This is a genomic window from Kribbella sp. NBC_00889 (genome assembly GCF_045207705.1).
Classification (GTDB): Bacteria; Actinomycetota; Actinomycetes; order Propionibacteriales; family Kribbellaceae; genus Kribbella.
Genome location: NZ_CP108783.1, coordinates 6,348,836 through 6,366,819, shown reverse-complemented (window position 1 = coordinate 6,366,819; position 17,984 = coordinate 6,348,836). Strand labels below are relative to the sequence as shown.

At 68.1% G+C, this 17,984-nt stretch carries 19 protein-coding genes; 7 read left to right on the top strand and 12 right to left on the bottom strand.

The window, feature by feature from the left end; translation table 11 throughout:
* Positions 1-45 precede the first annotated feature (45 nt).
* The 4 genes from OG817_RS31120 (at position 46) to OG817_RS31105 (ending at position 3,128) form a co-directional block, all read left to right on the top strand.
* The gene (locus OG817_RS31120) at positions 46-1,020 is read left to right on the top strand and encodes an LLM class flavin-dependent oxidoreductase (protein ID WP_406048169.1); all 975 of its coding nucleotides are present in this window, start codon (positions 46-48) and stop codon (positions 1,018-1,020) included.
* Between the two features lie 84 nt (positions 1,021-1,104).
* A complete protein-coding gene (locus OG817_RS31115; protein ID WP_396391686.1) occupies positions 1,105-1,515 on the top strand; it encodes a hypothetical protein in 411 nt (136 codons plus the stop codon).
* Positions 1,516-1,531: 16 nt separating this feature from the next.
* Positions 1,532-2,650 (top strand): hypothetical protein, encoded by a 1,119-nt coding sequence (locus tag OG817_RS31110; protein ID WP_406048167.1) that lies wholly within the window; start codon positions 1,532-1,534, stop codon positions 2,648-2,650.
* Positions 2,637-3,128: a hypothetical protein gene (locus tag OG817_RS31105; RefSeq protein ID WP_406048165.1), complete on the top strand. Its 492-nt coding sequence runs from the start codon at positions 2,637-2,639 to the stop codon at positions 3,126-3,128. The genes OG817_RS31110 and OG817_RS31105 overlap by 14 nt, the downstream gene beginning before the upstream one ends.
* Here the strand turns inward: OG817_RS31105 and OG817_RS31100 are convergent.
* The 9 genes from OG817_RS31100 to OG817_RS31060 form a co-directional block, all read right to left on the bottom strand.
* On the bottom strand, positions 3,118-3,990 hold the full coding sequence (locus OG817_RS31100) for a carbohydrate ABC transporter permease (protein WP_131352946.1): 873 nt from the start codon (positions 3,988-3,990) through the stop codon (positions 3,118-3,120). The two genes, OG817_RS31105 and OG817_RS31100, sit on opposite strands and share 11 nt — an antisense overlap.
* Entirely contained in the window at positions 3,990-4,931 is a 942-nt protein-coding gene (locus tag OG817_RS31095; RefSeq protein WP_406048164.1) for a carbohydrate ABC transporter permease, read from the bottom strand. The genes OG817_RS31100 and OG817_RS31095 overlap by 1 nt, the downstream gene beginning before the upstream one ends.
* A complete protein-coding gene (locus tag OG817_RS31090) occupies positions 4,928-6,196 on the bottom strand; it encodes an ABC transporter substrate-binding protein (RefSeq protein ID WP_406048162.1) in 1,269 nt (422 codons plus the stop codon). The genes OG817_RS31095 and OG817_RS31090 overlap by 4 nt, the downstream gene beginning before the upstream one ends.
* 99 nt (positions 6,197-6,295) lie before the next feature.
* The gene (locus tag OG817_RS31085) at positions 6,296-8,314 is read right to left on the bottom strand and encodes a hypothetical protein (RefSeq protein WP_406048160.1); all 2,019 of its coding nucleotides are present in this window, start codon (positions 8,312-8,314) and stop codon (positions 6,296-6,298) included.
* 115 nt (positions 8,315-8,429) lie between these two features.
* The gene (locus OG817_RS31080) at positions 8,430-9,005 is read right to left on the bottom strand and encodes a hypothetical protein (protein ID WP_406048159.1); all 576 of its coding nucleotides are present in this window, start codon (positions 9,003-9,005) and stop codon (positions 8,430-8,432) included.
* Positions 9,002-10,156 carry an L-histidine N(alpha)-methyltransferase gene (locus tag OG817_RS31075; protein WP_406048157.1) on the bottom strand — a complete coding sequence of 385 codons (1,155 nt, stop codon included), beginning with the start codon at positions 10,154-10,156 and terminating at the stop codon, positions 9,002-9,004. The genes OG817_RS31080 and OG817_RS31075 overlap by 4 nt, the downstream gene beginning before the upstream one ends.
* A gap of 121 nt (positions 10,157-10,277) precedes the next feature.
* The gene (locus tag OG817_RS31070) at positions 10,278-10,478 is read right to left on the bottom strand and encodes a cold-shock protein (protein WP_131352941.1); all 201 of its coding nucleotides are present in this window, start codon (positions 10,476-10,478) and stop codon (positions 10,278-10,280) included.
* 239 nt (positions 10,479-10,717) lie between these two features.
* Positions 10,718-10,897, bottom strand: coding sequence for a hypothetical protein (locus tag OG817_RS31065; RefSeq protein ID WP_131352940.1), 180 nt, complete (start codon positions 10,895-10,897; stop codon positions 10,718-10,720).
* The gene (locus OG817_RS31060) at positions 10,894-12,234 is read right to left on the bottom strand and encodes a PspC domain-containing protein (protein WP_406048155.1); all 1,341 of its coding nucleotides are present in this window, start codon (positions 12,232-12,234) and stop codon (positions 10,894-10,896) included. Before OG817_RS31060 ends, OG817_RS31065 begins: the two co-directional genes overlap by 4 nt.
* Before the next feature lie 194 nt (positions 12,235-12,428).
* Here OG817_RS31060 and OG817_RS31055 point away from each other — a divergent pair, with 194 nt between their 5' ends.
* Together OG817_RS31055 and OG817_RS31050 are read left to right on the top strand one after the other, a co-directional pair.
* Positions 12,429-14,000: a PspC domain-containing protein gene (locus OG817_RS31055; RefSeq protein WP_396391695.1), complete on the top strand. Its 1,572-nt coding sequence runs from the start codon at positions 12,429-12,431 to the stop codon at positions 13,998-14,000.
* Positions 13,997-14,638: a response regulator gene (locus OG817_RS31050; protein WP_406048153.1), complete on the top strand. Its 642-nt coding sequence runs from the start codon at positions 13,997-13,999 to the stop codon at positions 14,636-14,638. The genes OG817_RS31055 and OG817_RS31050 overlap by 4 nt, the downstream gene beginning before the upstream one ends.
* 91 nt (positions 14,639-14,729) lie before the next feature.
* Here OG817_RS31050 and rpsR read toward each other — a convergent pair whose 3' ends face one another.
* A complete protein-coding gene (gene rpsR, locus OG817_RS31045) occupies positions 14,730-14,972 on the bottom strand; it encodes a 30S ribosomal protein S18 (protein ID WP_131352936.1) in 243 nt (80 codons plus the stop codon).
* Positions 14,973-15,111: 139 nt separating this feature from the next.
* Here rpsR and OG817_RS31040 point away from each other — a divergent pair, with 139 nt between their 5' ends.
* Complete coding sequence (locus OG817_RS31040; protein ID WP_406048151.1) at positions 15,112-16,434, top strand: aminopeptidase C; 1,323 nt, start codon at positions 15,112-15,114, stop codon at positions 16,432-16,434.
* 9 nt (positions 16,435-16,443) lie between these two features.
* On the opposite strand, the gene OG817_RS31035 is transcribed toward OG817_RS31040, so the two are convergent.
* Together OG817_RS31035 and OG817_RS31030 are read right to left on the bottom strand one after the other, a co-directional pair.
* The gene (locus OG817_RS31035; protein WP_406048149.1) at positions 16,444-17,175 is read right to left on the bottom strand and encodes an alpha/beta fold hydrolase; all 732 of its coding nucleotides are present in this window, start codon (positions 17,173-17,175) and stop codon (positions 16,444-16,446) included.
* Positions 17,176-17,215: 40 nt separating this feature from the next.
* On the bottom strand, positions 17,216-17,944 hold the full coding sequence (locus tag OG817_RS31030; protein WP_406048147.1) for a PIG-L deacetylase family protein: 729 nt from the start codon (positions 17,942-17,944) through the stop codon (positions 17,216-17,218).
* Positions 17,945-17,984 lie beyond the last annotated feature (40 nt).

The window sequence follows — 17,984 nt, the reverse complement described above, 5'->3', positions numbered from 1 at the left end:
GTAAATACCGCGAGCGCTCTCTGTCAACGGAAGGTGGCACCCCCGATGCGGCTGGGTCTCTATCTGAACCTCTACGGCACCCCCGGCGAGCGGCCCTTGCTGGCGGACGCGGTGGAGCAGGCGCGGCTGGCCGAGCAGGCCGGGTTCGAGTGGATCGTGCTCGGGGAACGGCACCTGCACCGGCCCGGGTACCACGAGATCCTCAGCTCGCTGACCTGGCTGGCGGCGAAGACCGAGCGGATCGGGATCGCCACCGCGGGGATCGTTGCCCCGCTCTACCACCCCGTCGTCCTGGCCGAGACACTCGCGCACCTCGACGTACTGTCCGGCGGCCGCGTCACCGCCGGCTTCGTGCTCGGCTACCGGCCGGAGGAGTTCGCCCTGTACGGCGTGACCCAGCCGGAGCGGGTCGCGCGGTTCGAGGAGTGCCTGGAGATCGTCACCCGGCTCTGGACCGAGGACGAGGTCTCGTACGACGGCAAGTTCACCAGCATCCAGGAGGCGTACCTCTCGCCGCGTCCGGTGCAGAGCCCGCGGCCGCGGCTGTGGAACGGCGGCCGGGTGTCCGCCGTCCTCGAGCGGACCGCGCGGATGTGCGACGGCTGGACCACGTCGTTCAACGAACTGGACTCCGACCTGCCGGACAAGATCGCCGAGTACCTGTCGTACCCGCGCGGCGAGGGCACGCTCGGTGCCGAGGTGATCCTCTGCCGGGAGGGTTTCTGCGCCCCGACCTCGCAGGACGCCCGGCAGGCGCTGGAGGAGCCGCTGCGCGACCTGTACGACGCCTACACCGGCTGGAAGCGCACCTCGACGGATGTGAGCCGCTACACGCAGGGCTGGGACGACATCGCCGCACGCAGCGTGATCGGATCCCCGGCCGAGTGCGCCGAGCGACTGGCGCACTACGAGGAGATGGGTGCCGACGGCATCATCCTGCGGATCCAGCCGCCCGGTATGCCGCAGGCCGACGTACTCCGCTCGATCGAAGCGTTCGGGGACATCATCCAAGTCGGATGATCCTTTGACCGCCTGTGCGCGCTTAGTCTCGATGAGCACTCGGCACCCATTCGGGGGTGGCCGACCACTGAGGGGTGGGCGCAGATGACCCAGGAAGAGACCAACGACCGGCGACAGCAGTCCGTGTTCGCCATGACCGGTGTCATGTTCGCTGCGACCATGATGGTCCTGCTCGGCGCGTTCCAGGTGATCGTCGGGCTCGCCGCGATCATCGACGACCGGTACTTCGTGACCGCCCAGGGGTACGCCTTCCACCTCGACACGACGGCCTGGGGCTGGATCCACCTGCTCCTCGGCCTGCTCATGGTGGTGGCGGGCTTCGGGCTGTTCTACCGGGCCACCTGGGCCGGGGTGACAGCGCTGGTCCTCGCGATCCTGAGCGCGATCGACAACTTCTTCTTCATTCCCTACGCGCCGGTGTGGTCGTTGCTGCTGATCGCCCTCGACGTCTGGGTGATCTGGGCCCTGACCCGGCCGAGAATGATCAACACCTGACCGGGTCCCTGCGGACATGAGCGTCGACGTTGTCTTCTGGACGGTGGTGCTGGCGCGGTTCCTCCTGCCGCTGCTCATCCCGCGCTACCCGCTGCCCGCGATCGTCGCCTGCCTGTTGCTGGACGGCGTCGACCAGACCATCTTCCAGGCCTTCGGCTTCGACCCGCCGAACTACCAGAGCTACGACAAGGCGATGGACGTGTTCTATCTGGCCGTCGCCTATCTGGCCAGCCTGCGCAACTGGACCAACCATGCGGCGGTCAAGGTCAGCCGGTTCCTGTTCTTCTACCGGCAGGTCGGCGTGGTGGCCTTTGAACTCAGCGGCGCCCGATTCCTGCTGATGGTGTTCCCGAACACGTTCGAGTACTTCTTCATCGCCTACGAGATGGTCCGCGCCCGGCGCAATCCGCTGCGCTACTCGTTCCGGTTCTGGGTGCTGGTGGCCGGTGGGATCTGGATCTTCATCAAGCTGCCGCAGGAGTACTGGATCCACATCGCCCAGCTGGACCTGACCGACACCATCCGGGACGTCCCATGGTTCCTGCCGGTCCTGGTGGTGGCGATCCTCGCCCTCGCCGCGGTCCTGTGGTTCGTGGTCCGGCCCCGGCTCAGTCCGGCCGACTGGCCACTGCGACTGGCGGCCGACCCGCTGCCGGTCGAGATCGACGAGGCCGGCGAGCGGGCCGCGTACCAGGCCGCGCACCGCAAGGTGTTCGACCTGGCGTCGGTCGAGAAGATCTTCCTGATCGGTCTGATCAGCGTCATCTACGGACGGGTGCTGCCGGGGGTCGAGACGAGCGATTTCCGGCTGTTCTCCGGGATCGCCGTCTTCGTCATCCTGAACTCCGCGATCGGGCTCTGGTCGGCCCGGCGGGGCTACGGGTGGGACTCCGCGGTGATCTCCTTCGCCGTCGTCTTCGCCGTCAACGTCGGACTGGTCGTCGTCGCCGAAGTGCTGCTGCGGCGCGGGAACGGCGATCTGCGGCTGAGCGACACCCTCTTCTTCGTCTTCCTGGTGAGCATCCTGACCATGCTCTACGACCGGTACCACCCGGTCGCCGACTACCGCGCCGCCCATCCGGAGGCCGTGGAGCCCCCGCCACCACGAGTAGGAGGTCACGATGTCGGAGACTGATGCCAACCCCACCTCGGCGAGGCACCGGCAAACGCCGGCGCCGGGTGAGGTCGAGGTTCCGGAATGGCCGAGCCGGTGGGTCGGCTGGATCCTGTTCGCCGGCGTGATGATGATCGTGCTCGGCATGTTCCACGCGTTCCAGGGTTTCATCGCGCTGTTCGAGGACGACTACTTCCTGGTCGGCAGACGCGGTCTCACCATCCACCTCAACTACACGGGCTGGGGCTGGATCCACCTGTTCCTGGGGCTGGTCGTCATCGCGGCCGGGATCGGGCTGCTGAACGGCCGGTTGTGGGGACGTATTGTCGGCGTGGTCGTGGCGGTGGTCAGCGTCATGGTCAACGTGGCGTTCCTCGCGGCGTACCCGATCTGGTCGATGATCATGATCGCGGTCGACATCCTGGTCATCTGGGCGCTGACCGTCCACGGCGACGAGATGCGCGTCATCCGGGAGAGCGGGCCGGAGGTCAGCCCTTGAGCCCGGACATCGCGATGCTGTCGGTCAGGTAGCGCTGCAGCAGGCCGAACACGAGCAGGCTCGGTACGACGGTGATGGTCGCGCCGGCCATCACCTGGTTGATCGGCACCGCCTGCGTCTGCAGTGTCGCCAGGCCGACGGTGAGTGTCTGCATCTCCGCGGACTGACCGATCACCAGCGGCCAGAGGAAGTCGTTCCAGTGCCACAGGAACACGAAGATGCCGAGCGTCGCCAGCGCGGGCCGGATCAGCGGCAGCACGATCTGGGTGAAGATCCGCCACTCCGGCGCACCGTCGATCTCGGCCGCCTCGAACAGTTCGTCCGGCAACTGGCTGATGAACTGCCGCAGCAGGAACACCGCCTGCGAGTTCGCCAGCGTGGGCACGATCAGACCCCAGAAGCTGTCCACCCAGTCCAGCCGCGAGACCAGGATGTACGACGGGATCAGCGTCGCCTGGAACGGCACCATCAGGGTGGCCAGGAAGGCCCAGAACATGATGTCCCGGCCGGGGAACCGCTTCTTCGCGAAGGCATAGCCGGCCATCGAGGCGAACAGCAGCACGCAGACCACCGACACCAGCGAGTACAGCAGCGAGTTGACCGTCCAGCGCGGGATGTCCGAGCTGGACAGCACCCGCTCGAAGTTCTCGAACGTGAAGTTGGCCGGGTTGAGCGCGTCCGGGAACGTCCGGCCGCTCGGCGGCGCGAACGCGACCAGGACCATGGCCGCGAACGGCACGACGGTGACGATCGCGGTCAGTGCGAGCAGGGTCGGCAGGGTGAGCCGGGCGACCGGGCGACGGTCGACCCGCGGCGACTCGGTCCGGTCCTGGACCTTGGGTCGTTCGAGCAGGTTCACCATCAGTCGTCCCTCCCGACGAGCCGTCGCTGTACGAGCGAGACGATGAGCACGATCAGGAACAGCACCAGTCCGATCGCACTGGCGTAGCCGAAGTCGAAGTACTTGAATCCGCTGTCGTAGAGCAGGTAGACGAGCGAGTAGCTGGAGCGGACCGGTCCACCGCCGGTCATCACGTACATCGCGTCGAAGACCTGGAACGCGCCGATGGTCTCGATCACCAGCACGAAGAACAGCACCGGGCGCAGCTGCGGCAGCGTGATGTAGCGGAACCGCTGCCAGCTGCCGGCGCCGTCGATCATGGCTGCCTCGAGGTACGACTTCGGCACCGCCTGGAGCCCGGCCAGCAGGATCAGCATCGAGTAGCCGAAGCCCTTCCAGGCGGACGTCACCGCGATGGACGGCAGTACCGATCCGGACTGGCCGAGGAAGTCCACCGGCCCGACCGACACCAGCCCGAGGACCGCGTTCAGCAGGCCGTCCTGGGCGTCGTAGATCCACTTCCAGATGACCGCGGCCAGCACGATGCTGGTCACGTACGGCAGGAAGAACACGCTGCGGAAGAAGCCGCGGTTCCAGACCACCTGCTGCAACATGATCGCGGTGCCCAGCGACAGCAGCACGGTCAGCGGGACGAAGATCACCGTGTAGGTGAGGGTGACCAGCAGGCTCTGCCGGAACAGGTCGTCCTGGAGCAGCCGCGTGTAGTTGTCCACGGCAACGAAAGTCCAGCGGCCGCTGAGCCGGTAGTCGGTGAGCGAGAGCAGGAACGCGCCGACCACCGGCAGGAACCGGAACACCAGGAACAACGCCAGCATCGGGGCCACGAACAGCAGCCCGACCCAAGGGCGTCGCCCCGGTCCGCGCCGCCCTGCGGGCGACGCGGACCGGGAGAAGACGGAGCGGCGGCGGGAGCCGTCCCGCACCTGCTGGGTGACGGTCAACGCTGTCTCGACAGGAGGTCGTTGGCCTGCTTGGCGGCGTCGTCGAGCGCCTGCTGCGGCTGCTTCTTGCCGGTCAGTACGGCCTGGATCTCGACGCCGAGCAGCGAGTTCACCTGCCGGGCGGCCGGGTTCGGTTCACCCGGGAAGGCGTACTGCAGCGCGTCGGCGAACTTCGCCGCGGTCGCGTCCGCGGCCGGCGCCTTCACATCGGTGCGCGGGGTGTAGAACCCGGACGCCTTGCTGAGCGCCTCCAGTTGCGGCGGCTGGATCATGAACGACATGAACTTCTTCGCGGCGTCCTTGTTCTCCGAGGCGGCGTTCAGTACGAGCCCGCCGGGCAGACCGAAGCCGACCTGCTTCTGACCGGTCAGCGGCGTACCGATCTCGATGTTCGCCGCGCCCCAGGTCTTCGCCACGGTGCCCGCGTCGGCCGGCGTGCTGGTGAAGGCCATCGCCACCTGGCCCTTGCCCAGCGGTGAGTCGGCGACGGTGTTTCCGTTGCTCAGGGCGCTCTTCGGGATGCCGCCCTCGTCCCACAGGGACTTCAGGAAGGTCAGCGCCTCCAGGCCCGGAGCCTGGTTGAAGGCGACGGACTTGCCGTCGTCGGCGAACACCTTGCCGCCGGCCTGCCACAGCAACGGGTAGAAGTTCAGGTTCAGCGAGGCCTCCGGCGAGGCGGAGTAGTCCAGCGTGGAGAACCCGGCCGCCTTGATCTTCGGCGCCGCGGCCTTGATCTCGTCCCAGGTCTCCGGCGGCGTGGTGATCCCGGCCTTGGTCAGGATCGTCTTGTTGTACATCGTCGAGGTGACGGTGTGGTAGATCGGTGCACCGTACACCTTGCCCTCGACGCTCAGGCCCGGGATCGCGGCCGGCAGGAACTTGTCCTTGTCCGGAGTCACCACGTCGTCGACCGGCTCGAGCGAGCCGCTGGTGACGTACTGCGGGATCTGGTCGGGGATCATCAGCAGGACGTCCGGGCCCTTCTTGCCGGAGAACGCCGCCGCGAGCTTCTCCTCCCGGTTCGCCCACGGCTGCATCTCCAGCTTCAGGTCGATGCCGGAGTTGGCGGCCTCGAAGTCCTTCTCGACTTTCTGCCAGTAGGCGTCGCTGGCCGCCTGGTCGCCGATCACCGGATACATCCAGAGCGTGATGCTCTTGGTCTCGGTCGACGACGAGCCCGAGTCGCCGCCGCACGAGGAGAGTGCGGCGGCCAGTACGAGCGCCGTGAGTGGTGCCGCGATGCGGCGGACGGTCGTGTGAAGCATGGAAGACATCGCACCCCCAGGGTGTCCGGAAGTCAGGGCCGGAAAGTAGATCGCCGAATAACGGTCAGGACCGAAAGTAGCTGGGTCGAATTTCGGCTGTCAACGGCTGATATCAACTCGGAACAGCTCGGAGCCGCTGGTGAGCAGCAGCTGGTGATCTCCCCGGACCCCGAGCCGCCGGTGGGCGTGCTCGACGAACAGCGTCGGGGTCTGCTTGTTCCCCGGCGCGATCCGGTAGACCTTGTTGAGGTCGATGCTCACGTACACCGCCTCGTTCGTGGCGACGATGTCGCCGCTGGACGTGGTGGTCCCGAGCGTGAAGGACCTGACCAGCTTGCCGTCTCGGGGGTCCACCGCGAACGCGGTCTTGCCGGCCACGCCGTACAGCAGCCCGTCCGGGCCGATGGTGACCGACGAGACCGTGGCCGCACCGGGCACCGGCACGGTCTCCCACAGCTTGCGGGACCTGGCCGCGTCCCAGGCGAACACGGTGCCCGCGTCGCGGGTGGGCGGGGTGGTGGACAGTCCGCCGACGATCGACGTACCGCCGTAGACGATGCCGCGGCGGGCGGTCAGGCTGAAGATGCTCTCGTCCTGGACCACGTTGCGGAAGGACTGGGTGGTCCCGGTCTTCGGGTCGAAGATGGCGAGCACGCCACCGAGCCGGTCGCCGTCGGGGACGGTGCCGACCGCGATCTTGCCGTTCACCTCGGCCAGGGCACGGGCGCGAGTCTGCAGCTCGGAGTGCAGATTGACCGCCAACGTCGGGTTGTCCGGCGTACCGGGTGGTCCGGGGGAGTACTCCGGGCTGCTCCAGGGCTGCGTCTGGTCGTACGAGTACAGCCGGGCCTCCGGGTAGGCGCCGATCCACAGCTTGCCGTCGGAGCCCTCCATCAGCGCCTCGGTCTGGGAGAACCTGTTGTACGCCGCGTCGCCGGTGGCCGGATCGACGACGGAGACGCCGCCGTTCAGGAACCCACCGGCGTACACCTTGGACTTGCCGCCGGCGACCGACAGGATCTCGATCGGCTCGCGGCGGACCTTGGTCTCGAAGATCTCCGACTTGCCGGTCTGCGGGTTGTACCGGAACTCCTCGCCGCGCCAGAGCGTGCCGACGACACTTGTGCCCGGGTAGTCGGGCAGGTCGAGGTCGGCGTACCCGATCGCGCGGGCGTTCTGGATCCGGCCGGTGAAGGTGAGGCCGGTCCCGGTCAGTGTCTTGGTCGCCGGGTCGTACTTCTTCAGCTCACTGGCCTGGATCAGGTAGATCTCGCCGTTCGCGCCGACCGGGGAGATGTCCAGGCCGTGCGCGTTCGGGATCTCGTCCACCCAGGTGCGGGAGGCGATGTCCCAGACGTACAGCGGGCCGGGGAAGGCGGTACTGATCCGAGCGTACACGCGGCCCCCGCGGGCGTTCAGGTCGTACACGACCTTGTCGGCCGGGTCGCCGAGCCCCGGCGGCGACGGCAGTTCGGTGATCGCTCCGCTGGCGACGTCGAGCTCCATGATGTGCGCGTCGGGCAGCGAGCCGGTGTAGATCTTGCCGTCGGCGTAGTCGATGCTCTTGACGTACGGCTGGCCGGCCTTCAGCTGGCCGTAGTCGCGGACGGCGCCGGTCTGGTCGTCGTACCGGAACACCTTGCCGTTCGGGAACGTGCCGCCGTACACATTGCCCTGCTCGTCGGTGGTGATCCGCCAGATGAACGTCTCGGAGGGGATCGGGCGGCCGAGGTCCTCGACCGTGCTCCCGGAGCCGGGACGCAGACGATAGAGGTGGCCGTTGTTGTACGTGCCGACATAGATCGTCCCGTCCGGGGTCGCGGCGACCGCGTAGCTGCCGTCGGCGCCGGGCAGTGCCGCGGACAGCAGGCTCTCGCCGGTGGCCGGGTCGACGGCGTTCAGGTACGCCGGACTGCCGGTGGACACGTTCCAGATCGCGGTCTTGCCGTTCGGGCCGGGGGCGACGGTGCCCCCGATCAGGAGTACGTCGGACAGCGGGATACCGAGTGACACGAGCTTGCCTGTCGGTGGTGTGTGGTTCGCCTGGGCGGGAGTGGTCAGGGTCGTCACGAGTACGGCGGCAAGTGCCACCGCGATGAGCGAGCGGGCTGATCGCATGCGAGGGGCCTCCGGGGTGCCGTATTTACGGTCCTGTCCGAAAGTGAAGCCCTGGGAATGTGGCCAAGTCAACCGCTCGGGCCAAATGCGGATGGTCTGTTTACGGCCTCGGCCGTTAAGACGCGGGCAGCCGGGTGAGCAGGGTCTCGAGCTTGTCCCGGGTGGCGGCGAAGTAGCTGTTCTCCCGGTGCAGGGCTCGATGGAAGGCGGCCAGTTCCTCGGACGAGATGCTGTTCGAGAACGTGCTGATCTCGGTGAGATCGAGCCGCCGGTTGAACAGGTTCACGGTGTCGCGCCACCGGTGCAGCAGGCCGACCAGCTCCGAGTCGCGGTGCAACCCGAGGGCTCCCGAGACGAGCGCGAGGTCCACCGCCGACACCACGAGCCGCGGGTACACCTGCCGCGTCGTCGGCGTCGCCGCGGAGAACCGCTCGTCGTTCAGGAGCCGCTTGTTCTCCTCCAGTTCGTCCGCGACCGCCCGGAGTACTTCGGTACGACGTTCAGCCTCGGCGGTCAGGCGCTCGACGAAGATACCGGTCAGCCCGGCGACCAGGGTCAGCGAGTTCACCGCCGGCTCCCACCGGGAGTTCTCCGGCCAGAAGAACCAGATCACCCCAAGGGAGAACGCGAGGCCCAGTAGTCCGTGGCTCAGTGCGGTGACCACCGTCCGCCGCGCACTGGCAGAGATCATGTCGACCAGATGTCGTCGGCGAGGGTGGTGACGGCCGGGCCTTCGACGGTGCCCGGAGCGAGGAGGAGCAGATCGAGGCCGAACGGGCTCGGCCGGCGGGTGTGCCGGAAACCGGAGTGCGCGTGCTCGATCGGCGTCAGGTCACAGGCGGCGGTGAGTCGCTTCAGCCGCTCGGTGGAGAACTTGCGGGTGGTGTACAGCAGGATCGTGTCCTCGGGGTCCAGCACCACCTCGGTGTGGTCGGGCAGACCCATCACGATCGGTTCGCCGGTGTTGTTCTGCCAGACGATCTTCACCCGCAGGGCGTCGTCGGTCTCGACCTCACCGCGGAAGTCGATCCGGTCGTTGTCGATCTTCAGGTCGGTGTTGTACCGCAGGGCGCTGGTGACGAACTCGGCGAACGCCCGGGTCTGGTGGTACTCGTCGGCTGCCGCCTTGGCGGCGTCCTGATCCAGGCTGCTCGTGCTGGCCACCTCGAGCAGCAGCCGGTCCTGCGGGCGCAGGCCCCGGGTGATGGTGCGGAGCAGGTCCTCGTCACTCTCGAAGTTCGCCAGCGTGTTGCCGGTCAGCGTGTACAGCAGCGGGTCCTTGCCGACCAGCCGCGCCAGCATCTGGGCCAGCTCGCTCATGTTGTCGTCGATCGAGAAGTCGAGCTGCACCGGCAGCACCTGCGACATCGGGAAGCGGACGCCGCGGACCGACTCCAGCGTGCCCATCCGGAGCATCTCCGAGCTCATGTCGACCGGGATGTAGTACATGCCCCGGTTCTGCCGGCGCATGTCGCCGAGGATGGTGCGGTCCTTCACCCCGGTGCCGACGCCGAGGCTGACCAGATGGAAGCCGCCGTTCTCGACGTGCGGGCGGACCTTGCGCCAGTGCCGCAGGAACGACTCCGCGCCGGCCTTCATCACCAGGTAGAACGGGTCGTTGGTCGCGTTCGCCCAGGCGATCGTCGGACCGATACCCCAGTAGGAGAAGCCCGAGGTGATCTGCTTGCCGTCGCCCGTCCTCGAGTACGGTCCGCGCAGGTCGCCGGTCAGCGTGGCCAGCTTGTCGGTCTGGTCCTCGCCGACCAGCAGCAGCGACCAGGCGAAGTCGTCGTCGGCCAGCGCCTGCTCGAGCCTGCGGATGACGGGTACCGGCTCTGTCACGTCTCTGACCCTCCCAAGGTGAGGTGGTCAGGTTATCGGTTGACGACTCCCGGTGCAGTCCGGAAACCGGGGAACGGCGTGGCCGGGGGCAACAGCTTTGCGCGGTCGGTCCTTCGCGTGGTCAGACCGGCGTGACCGTGTCGGCCTCGCGGCCCTTCGGCCCGTCGACGATCTGGAAGTCGACCTGCTGACCGTCCTCCAGCGTCTTGTAGCCGTCGGAGACGATCTTGCTCCAGTGGACGAAGACGTCGTCCTGTCCGTCGACGGCAAGGAAGCCATAGCCCTTGTCGGCGTTGAACCACTTCACGGTGCCGCGCACCATCGGAACTCCTTGACAACGGGGCCCGCTTCACCCGGGCCCCTCGGGTACTCGCCCCGGCCGAAGCCGATGAGCGGTCCACAAGCCTAACCGAGCCCCCGGCCTCGGGGCGGACGCGGTCAGGGCGAACACGCACCATCCGGCCAGCAAGATGCCACCGGCAACGAACACCATCCGGTTGCCGCGTCGGTCGGCGTACCGTCCCGCGGTGGGGGACCGTCGCGACGGCGGTCGATCGAATTTCAGCCGCGGTGGGAGGCGGCGAGGCCGATGACGCCGGCGGCGACGAGCAGGAGGGCCGCGGTCAGGCCGAGGTCGTCGGTCTGCAGGACGCCGTTGTCGGTCAGCATCCAGACGGTGGCGCCGCCGGACAGAATGGTGCCCGCGATGACGCCCGGGACATCCGGCTTCGTCTTCCTCATGCGCGCTCCACTGTGATGCTGCCGACCTTGAGGTCGAGGTCGAGGGTGACTTGCTGCGGCCCGGCCTTGCCGTCGGGTCCCAGGTCCTTGATGTTCAGTTCCGCGTTCCGGCCGCCGTGGTGCTCGTTCAGCCAGGTCACGTCACCCATCTTGGCGGCCAGGTTGCCGTCGATGTCAACGGTCTCGGGCAGTTTCACCACGACCTCGCCGACGCCACCGTGCACCTCTACCTTCGCACCCGGTGCGAAGGTGGCCTTGGTCAGGTCCAGGTGCACCGATCCGGCGTCGAAGGTGTACGACTGCCCGGTCGCCCCGATCTTCTCACCGGTCGGCGCGACGTAGTTGGTGTCGGCGAAGTTGCGCGGCACCTCCGTGAACACGGTGCTGACGATCGCGCCGACGGCGAGCAGGATGCCCAGCGGCAGCAGCGCGACGGTTTTGCCGACGAAGCCACCGACCAGCATGCCGCCGCCCAGCGTGATCAGGCCGATGATCAGCATCGTGGCAGTCGAGGCACCGGCGGCCGCGGCGATCGCGATCGCGATACCGGTCAGCACGACGATGATCGACTTGACCCCGCGCATCCCCTTGGCGGGTGGCTCGGCCTTCGCGGACCGGGCCGGCTCCGACGGCGGTCCGGCCGGCGGCTCGTCGACGTACAGGCCGAGGGGGTCGTCCTCGGTCCACACAGCCTGGACCGGTTCGACGGTGCGGTCCTGGGGTCTCTGTGTGGCCGAGGACGACGGACCCGTCGGGGGAGCTGACGGGCCGTTCTGGGGTGCCATGTACGCCGAGGTGCCGGTCGGCTGCTGGTTCGCCGCAGTGGAGTCCTGCGGACGCGGTGCGGCGGGCTGGCCGCCCTGCCACTGCGTTCCGGGACCGGCCCAGCCTGCGCGCCGGCCGCGCCGATCCCTCCGGCGGTGCCGCGCGACCAGCCAGATCACGGCGAGCACGATCAGCGGCCCGGGGACGAACCGGCCGATGTTGAACGACGACATCATCGCGATGGCGACGAACACGCAGACGCCGATGATGACAGGCCACAGCCACGGGTGGTCCGGCCGGATCCGGTCGCCGAGCAGACCCTGGGCCGCGGAGCGCTGGCTGCCCTCGTCGGGCATCAGCACCCAGGCGGCGATGTAGAAGATGATCCCCGGTCCGCTGATGATGAGCACCGCCATCACCACGCGGATCAGCACCGGGTCGATGTTCAGCGCACGGCCGATCCCGCCGCAGACACCGGCCACCATCCGGTCCGACCGGCTACGCTGCCAGGTCTGCACGTCCTGCAGGCGGCTGCGGTCGAACCCACCGGGCCCGCTCGAGTTCTGCTCCATGTCATCGATACTGGCTCGCTCGGCGGCGGTACAACATCGGGGATACCCCCTGAGCACCCCCGGAGTCGCCAGGAGTCGAGCACCGGTTAGGGGTTCTCCCCGAGCCGACCCTGAGCCTGGCGGACCGCCGCTGAGGAGCCGGCCCGGGACAAGCCTGCTGGTGCCGGCCCCTCCGGCGTGTGACGATCGTGGGGATGAGTCATCCAGCCGCAGCCGCGCCGTCGGGCGGGTCCTCCACTTCCGGGACCCCACCCGAGCCGACGCCTGCGCCGGGACAGGGACAGGGACCGGGACAGGGCCAGCAGAACGACGGCCAGTGGCAGTACAAGGGCTGGGGCCCGCAAGGACCTGGACAGTACCAAGGCCCGTACGCCGCCTACGCCGGACAGATCCCGCCGTACGCCGGCCCGCCGTACTCCGGCCAGGGCCCGTACTCCGGTCCCACGGGAGCCGCGTACGCCGGAGCAGGCCAGCAGACCCGCCCGACGCCGGATGCGCCGCCGGTACGCCGGGCCTACCGCCGTACCGAGGGACGGATCATCGCCGGTGTGGCCGGTGGGATCGCGGACCACCTCGGCGTTTCGGACACCGTCGTACGCCTCGTGCTGATCGCCACCACCGTGTTCGGTGGGTTCGGCGTCCTGATCTACGCCGCGCTGTGGTTCCTGATGCCGCTGGCGCCCCCGGGGATGCCGGCGGCGCCGGGGCTGGCCGCGCACACCCGAAGCGGACTGCGGTCCGACGAGGCACCGCCCCCGGTCACCGAGGCCAAGGCGCGGCGGCGGGAGAAGAGTAAGAGCCAGGTGACGGCCCTGGTCGCGATCGGTGTCGGGCTGCTGCTGCTGTTGCAGGTGGCCGGGCTCGGAATCGCCGGGAAGATGTTCTGGCCGCTGGTGTTCGCCGTCACCGGTCTGGCGCTGATCTGGCGGCAGGCCGACGAGAGCCAGAAGGCCGCCTGGACCCGGGACTACGGGCGCTTCTCGTTCCTCGGCATCCTGCTCGGCAAGGGCGGCTGGAAGTCGCTGATCCGGATCGGCATCGGCGTCATCCTGCTCGGGACCGCGGTGACCGTGTTCCTGGTGCAGAACGGCCGGCTCTCGATGGTCGGCGACGTACTGATCGCGCTGCTGCTCGCGGTCGTCGGTATCGGCGTCATCGCCGGGCCGTGGGTGCACCGGTTGACCCGTGACCTGAACACCGAGCGGTCCGAGCGGATCCGCTCCCAGGAACGCGCCGACATGGCCGCGCACCTGCACGACTCGGTGCTGCAGACGCTGGCGCTGATCCAGAAGCAGGCGAACGACCCGCGCGCCGTCGCCACCCTGGCGCGGTCGCAGGAGCGTGAACTGCGGTCCTGGCTGTACGACGAGGACGACAAGACCGACCAGACGCTGGCGGGAGCCGCCAAGCGGGCCGCCGCCGAGGTCGAGGACTCGCACGGGGTTCCGGTCGAGGTGGTCACGGTCGGCGACTGCGACATGACCGAAGGGTTGTCGGCGATGGTCCGGGCCGCCCGGGAGTCGATGGTGAACGCGGCCAAGCACTCCGGTGCGGCCAAGATCGACGTGTTCGTCGAGGTGGACGGCGACCGGGCGGAGATGTTCGTCCGGGACCGCGGCAAAGGGTTCGACGTCGACGGCGTGCCGGACGACCGGCTCGGCCTGCGGCACAGTGTGATGGGCAGGATGGAACGGCACGGCGGCCGCGCAACGGTGCGGTCCGATCCGGAGACAGGCACCGAAGTGCGACTGGAGATGGACAGATGAGCAGCAGGCGCGTTGTCGTCGTCGACGATCACGACATGTTCAGGGCCGGGGTGCGCAGCGAGATCGGCGCCTCGGTCGACATCGTCGGGGAGGGATCCGACGTCGACACCGCCGTGAAGGCGATCGTCGGGACCGAGCCGGACGTCGTGCTGCTCGACGTCCACCTGCCCGGTGGTGGTGGCACCGAGGTGATGAAGCAGGTGCACCAGCGGCATCCGGAGGTCAAGTTTCTCGCGCTGTCGGTGTCGGACGCGGCCGAGGACGTGATCGGCGTGATCCGGGCCGGCGCCCGCGGATACGTCACGAAGAACATCAGCGGGACCGAACTGGTCGACGCGATCAACCGGGTCGCCGACGGTGACGCGGTCTTCTCGCCGCGGCTGGCCGGCTTCGTCCTGGACGCGTTCTCCGGAGCGATCGACATCGCCTCGGTCGACGAGGACCTGGACCGCCTGTCCCAGCGCGAGCGCGAGGTACTGCGCCTGATCGCCCGCGGCTACGCCTACAAGGAAGTCGCCAAGGAGCTCTTCATCTCGGTGAAGACGGTCGAGACCCACGTCTCCTCGGTACTGCGCAAGCTGCAGTTGTCCAACCGCCACGAGCTGACCCGCTGGGCCACCGACCGCCGCCTGGTCTGATTGCCGCCGGCAACTGCCCGGCCCACTGGCGGGTTGTTTCACGACTGACGGGAACCGATCACGTCAGCAGTGACATAACCCGCCATCGGCCCTATCGGTTGGCCGACGTGTAGGGGAGGAGCGCCATCTCCCGGGCGTTCTTGATCGCGCGGGCGACCTGCTTCTGCTGCTGCACCGACAGGCCGGTGACGCGGCGGGAGCGGATCTTGCCGCGGTCGGAGATGAACTTGCGCAGCAGCGCCGTGTCCTTGTAGTCGATGTAGGTGATGCCGTCGCGGTCGAGCGGATTCTGCTTCGGCTTGCGCTTGCCGGTCGGGGCCGGACGTCGGGGCATCTGCTGTCCTCCTTATTTGAATGTCGTTTTCATTTAGCATAACGCAAGGCCTCGCCGGTGGCGGGTTTTGGACAGGGCATTGATTCGCCACCCCGGCGGAGGCGCGACCGGCTTGGTCGCTGTTATACCGTCGACAACTATGGAGCGGAATCTCACAGCCGAACAGCTCGCGCTCTTCGAGAAGGAGTTCGCATCGAACCCGCAGTACCGGGTGATGCAGAACGCCGTCACGCAGACGCCGGTCAATACCATCGCCCTCGACCGTCAGGTCGTCACCTCGATCGACCATTCGGTGTCGAACCTGCTGGACGACTGGAAGGTGACCAACCAGAAGAAGAGCGGCCGTTGCTGGCTGTTCGCCGGACTCAACCTGCTCCGCGTCGGCGCGGCCGGCAAGCTGGGCGTCAAGGACTTCGAGTTCTCGCAGAACTACGTCCTGTTCTGGGACAAGTTCGAGCGCTCGAACTTCTTCCTCGAGGCGATCATCGAGACCGCCGGGCGGGATGCCGACGACCGGACCGTCGCGCACCTGCTGTCCGACCCGATCGGTGACGGCGGCCAGTGGAACATGTTCGTCGCGCTGGTCCGCAAGCACGGCCTGGTGCCGAAGACGGCGATGCCGGAGACCGAGAGCTCGTCTGCGACCGCGCAGATGAACGACATGCTCCGCAAGCTGCTGCGCCAGGGTGCGCGCGACCTGCGGGCGCTGGACGGCCTGGAGGCGCAGCGGGACCGCAAGCAGGAGATCCTGACCACCGTGCACCGGGTGCTGAGCATCCACCTCGGTACGCCGCCGCAGAAGTTCCTCTGGCAGTGGAAGGACAGCGACAAGGGCTTCCACCGTGACGGCTGGACCACGCCGGCCGAGTTCGCCGCGGCGTACGTGCAACTGCCGGTCGACGACTACGTCTGCCTGGTGCACGACCCGCGCGAGTCCAGCCCGGTCGGCAAGACCTTCACGGTCGACTACCTCGGCAACGTCATCGACGCGCCGCCGGTGGTGTACCTGAACGTCGACATCGACCTGATGAAGCAGCTCACCCAGGACGCGATCGTCGGCGGTGAGCCGGTCTGGTTCGGCTGCGACGTCGGCAAGCAGATGAGCGGCGACCTGGGCTTCTGGGACGCCAAGCTGTACGACTACGGCTCCGTCTACGACACCGAGTTCTCGCTCGACAAGGCCGAGCGGCTGGTGCACCACGAGACGCTGATGACGCACGCGATGCTGTTCACCGGTGTCGACGTGGTCGACGGCAAGCCGCGCCGCTGGCGGGTCGAGAACAGCTGGGGCGACGAGAAGGCCGACAGCGGCTTCTGGACCATGAACGACTCGTGGTACGCCGAGCACGTCTTCGAGATCGCGGTCCGCCGCTCCGCCCTGCCGGCCGAGCTGCAGGCGCGTCTCGATGACGAGCCGATCGTGCTCCCGGCCTGGGACCCGATGGGCGCCCTGGCCGACTGAGATAGGCCGTCAGCTGATGAGCGCCCCGGCCTCGCCGGGGCGCTCCAGCGTCGGCAGGTGCCCGGCCCACGGCAGGTCGATCCGCTCGACGTTCGGCAGCCGTTCGGCCAGGTACGTCGCGCAGTCCGCGAAGAACTGGAAGTCGTGCGCACCGGTGATCAACCGCACCGGCATGGTCAGCTTCTCCGGCTCGACGGCGTACTCCTCGTTCTCGACGTCACCCGCGGCGAGCTGAAGCTCGTACGCCCGCTTCTGCATCGCCCGGAGCAGTTCCCGCGCGTCGTCGTCCGCATCCGGCCCGATCCAGCTCCGCACCATCAGGTCCGTGGCGCCGTCGACATCGCCGGCCTCGACCAGCTCGTTCTCCTCGGCCCACACCGCGCGCAGGTCGTCCGTCGGCTGCACGTCATCAGTCGGTGCACAGAGCAGCACCAGCCGATTGAACCGCCCCGGCTGCCGGCTCGCCGCCTGCTGTACGACGTACCCGCCGTACGACGATCCGATGGCGGCCACCGACTCGGCTCCGACCTCGTCGAGCACCGCGAGCAGATCGCCGGCGTCGGAGTACTTCGCGCCCACCTCGAGCGGAGTCTCGCCGTACCCGCGCAGATCCACCGTGATCACCCGGTGGTCCTGGCGCAGCTCTTCGACCTGCCGCGCCCACATCCGCGCATCCGCCACGCCCGCGTGCACCAACAACACCGCGGGCCCATCTCCAACCACCCAATGATTGATCGTCATGCCCGCACCCTGTCTCCTCGCCGACGTGCCCGCAAAGCAATTAGCGCAGCCGGATGACCGTGAAGTCCTCGGCGTAGTGGTTCGGTGGCATGCCCGCGCCGGTGGCGACCTGGGCGAAGTGCGCCCGGATTCCGGTGCGGAGGCCCTCGGGGTCGCGGTGCTGGCTGGTGTGTGACATCAACGCCGCCAGCTTCTGGTCGAAGGTGTCGGTGATGTCGACGTAGTGGTTGATCTCCGGGTGGTCCATCATCCAGAGCTCGTCGACGTCCCAGGCTTCCTCGGCCAGGTTCGCGTACGCGTACGGGTTACCGGCGGCCGGGTAGAACGCCCGGACCGTGGCCTCCGCCGCGGCCAGGTGGTCGGGGTGCGAGACCTGCAGGCGCGACCACACCCGCTCCGGTGACTGGGTGAGCAGGCGCTGTGGACGGACCTTACGGATCACCCGGCTGATGTCGCGGACCAGCTCGAGGGTCGGCTCGACCGCGCCGTCGGTGTAGCCGAGGAAGTGCAGGTCCCGGACGCCGACGTGCTGCGCGGCGGCGGTCTGCTCGGCCCGTCGTACGGCGGGAATCTCGGCACGGTCCCGATCCGGTTCGAAGCCGCCCGCCTGGCCGTCGGTGACGATGCAGTACTGCACCTCGATGCCGGCCTTGGTCCACAGCGCCACCGTGCCGGCGCCGCCGAAGTCGATGTCGTCCGGATGGGCGACCACCACCAGCACCCGCTCGATCTCGTTGTCCGGACGCGGATTCCCCTCAGGCACGCTCACCTGATCGACCCTAACTTGTCCTGCGCGGCAAGCTGGTTGA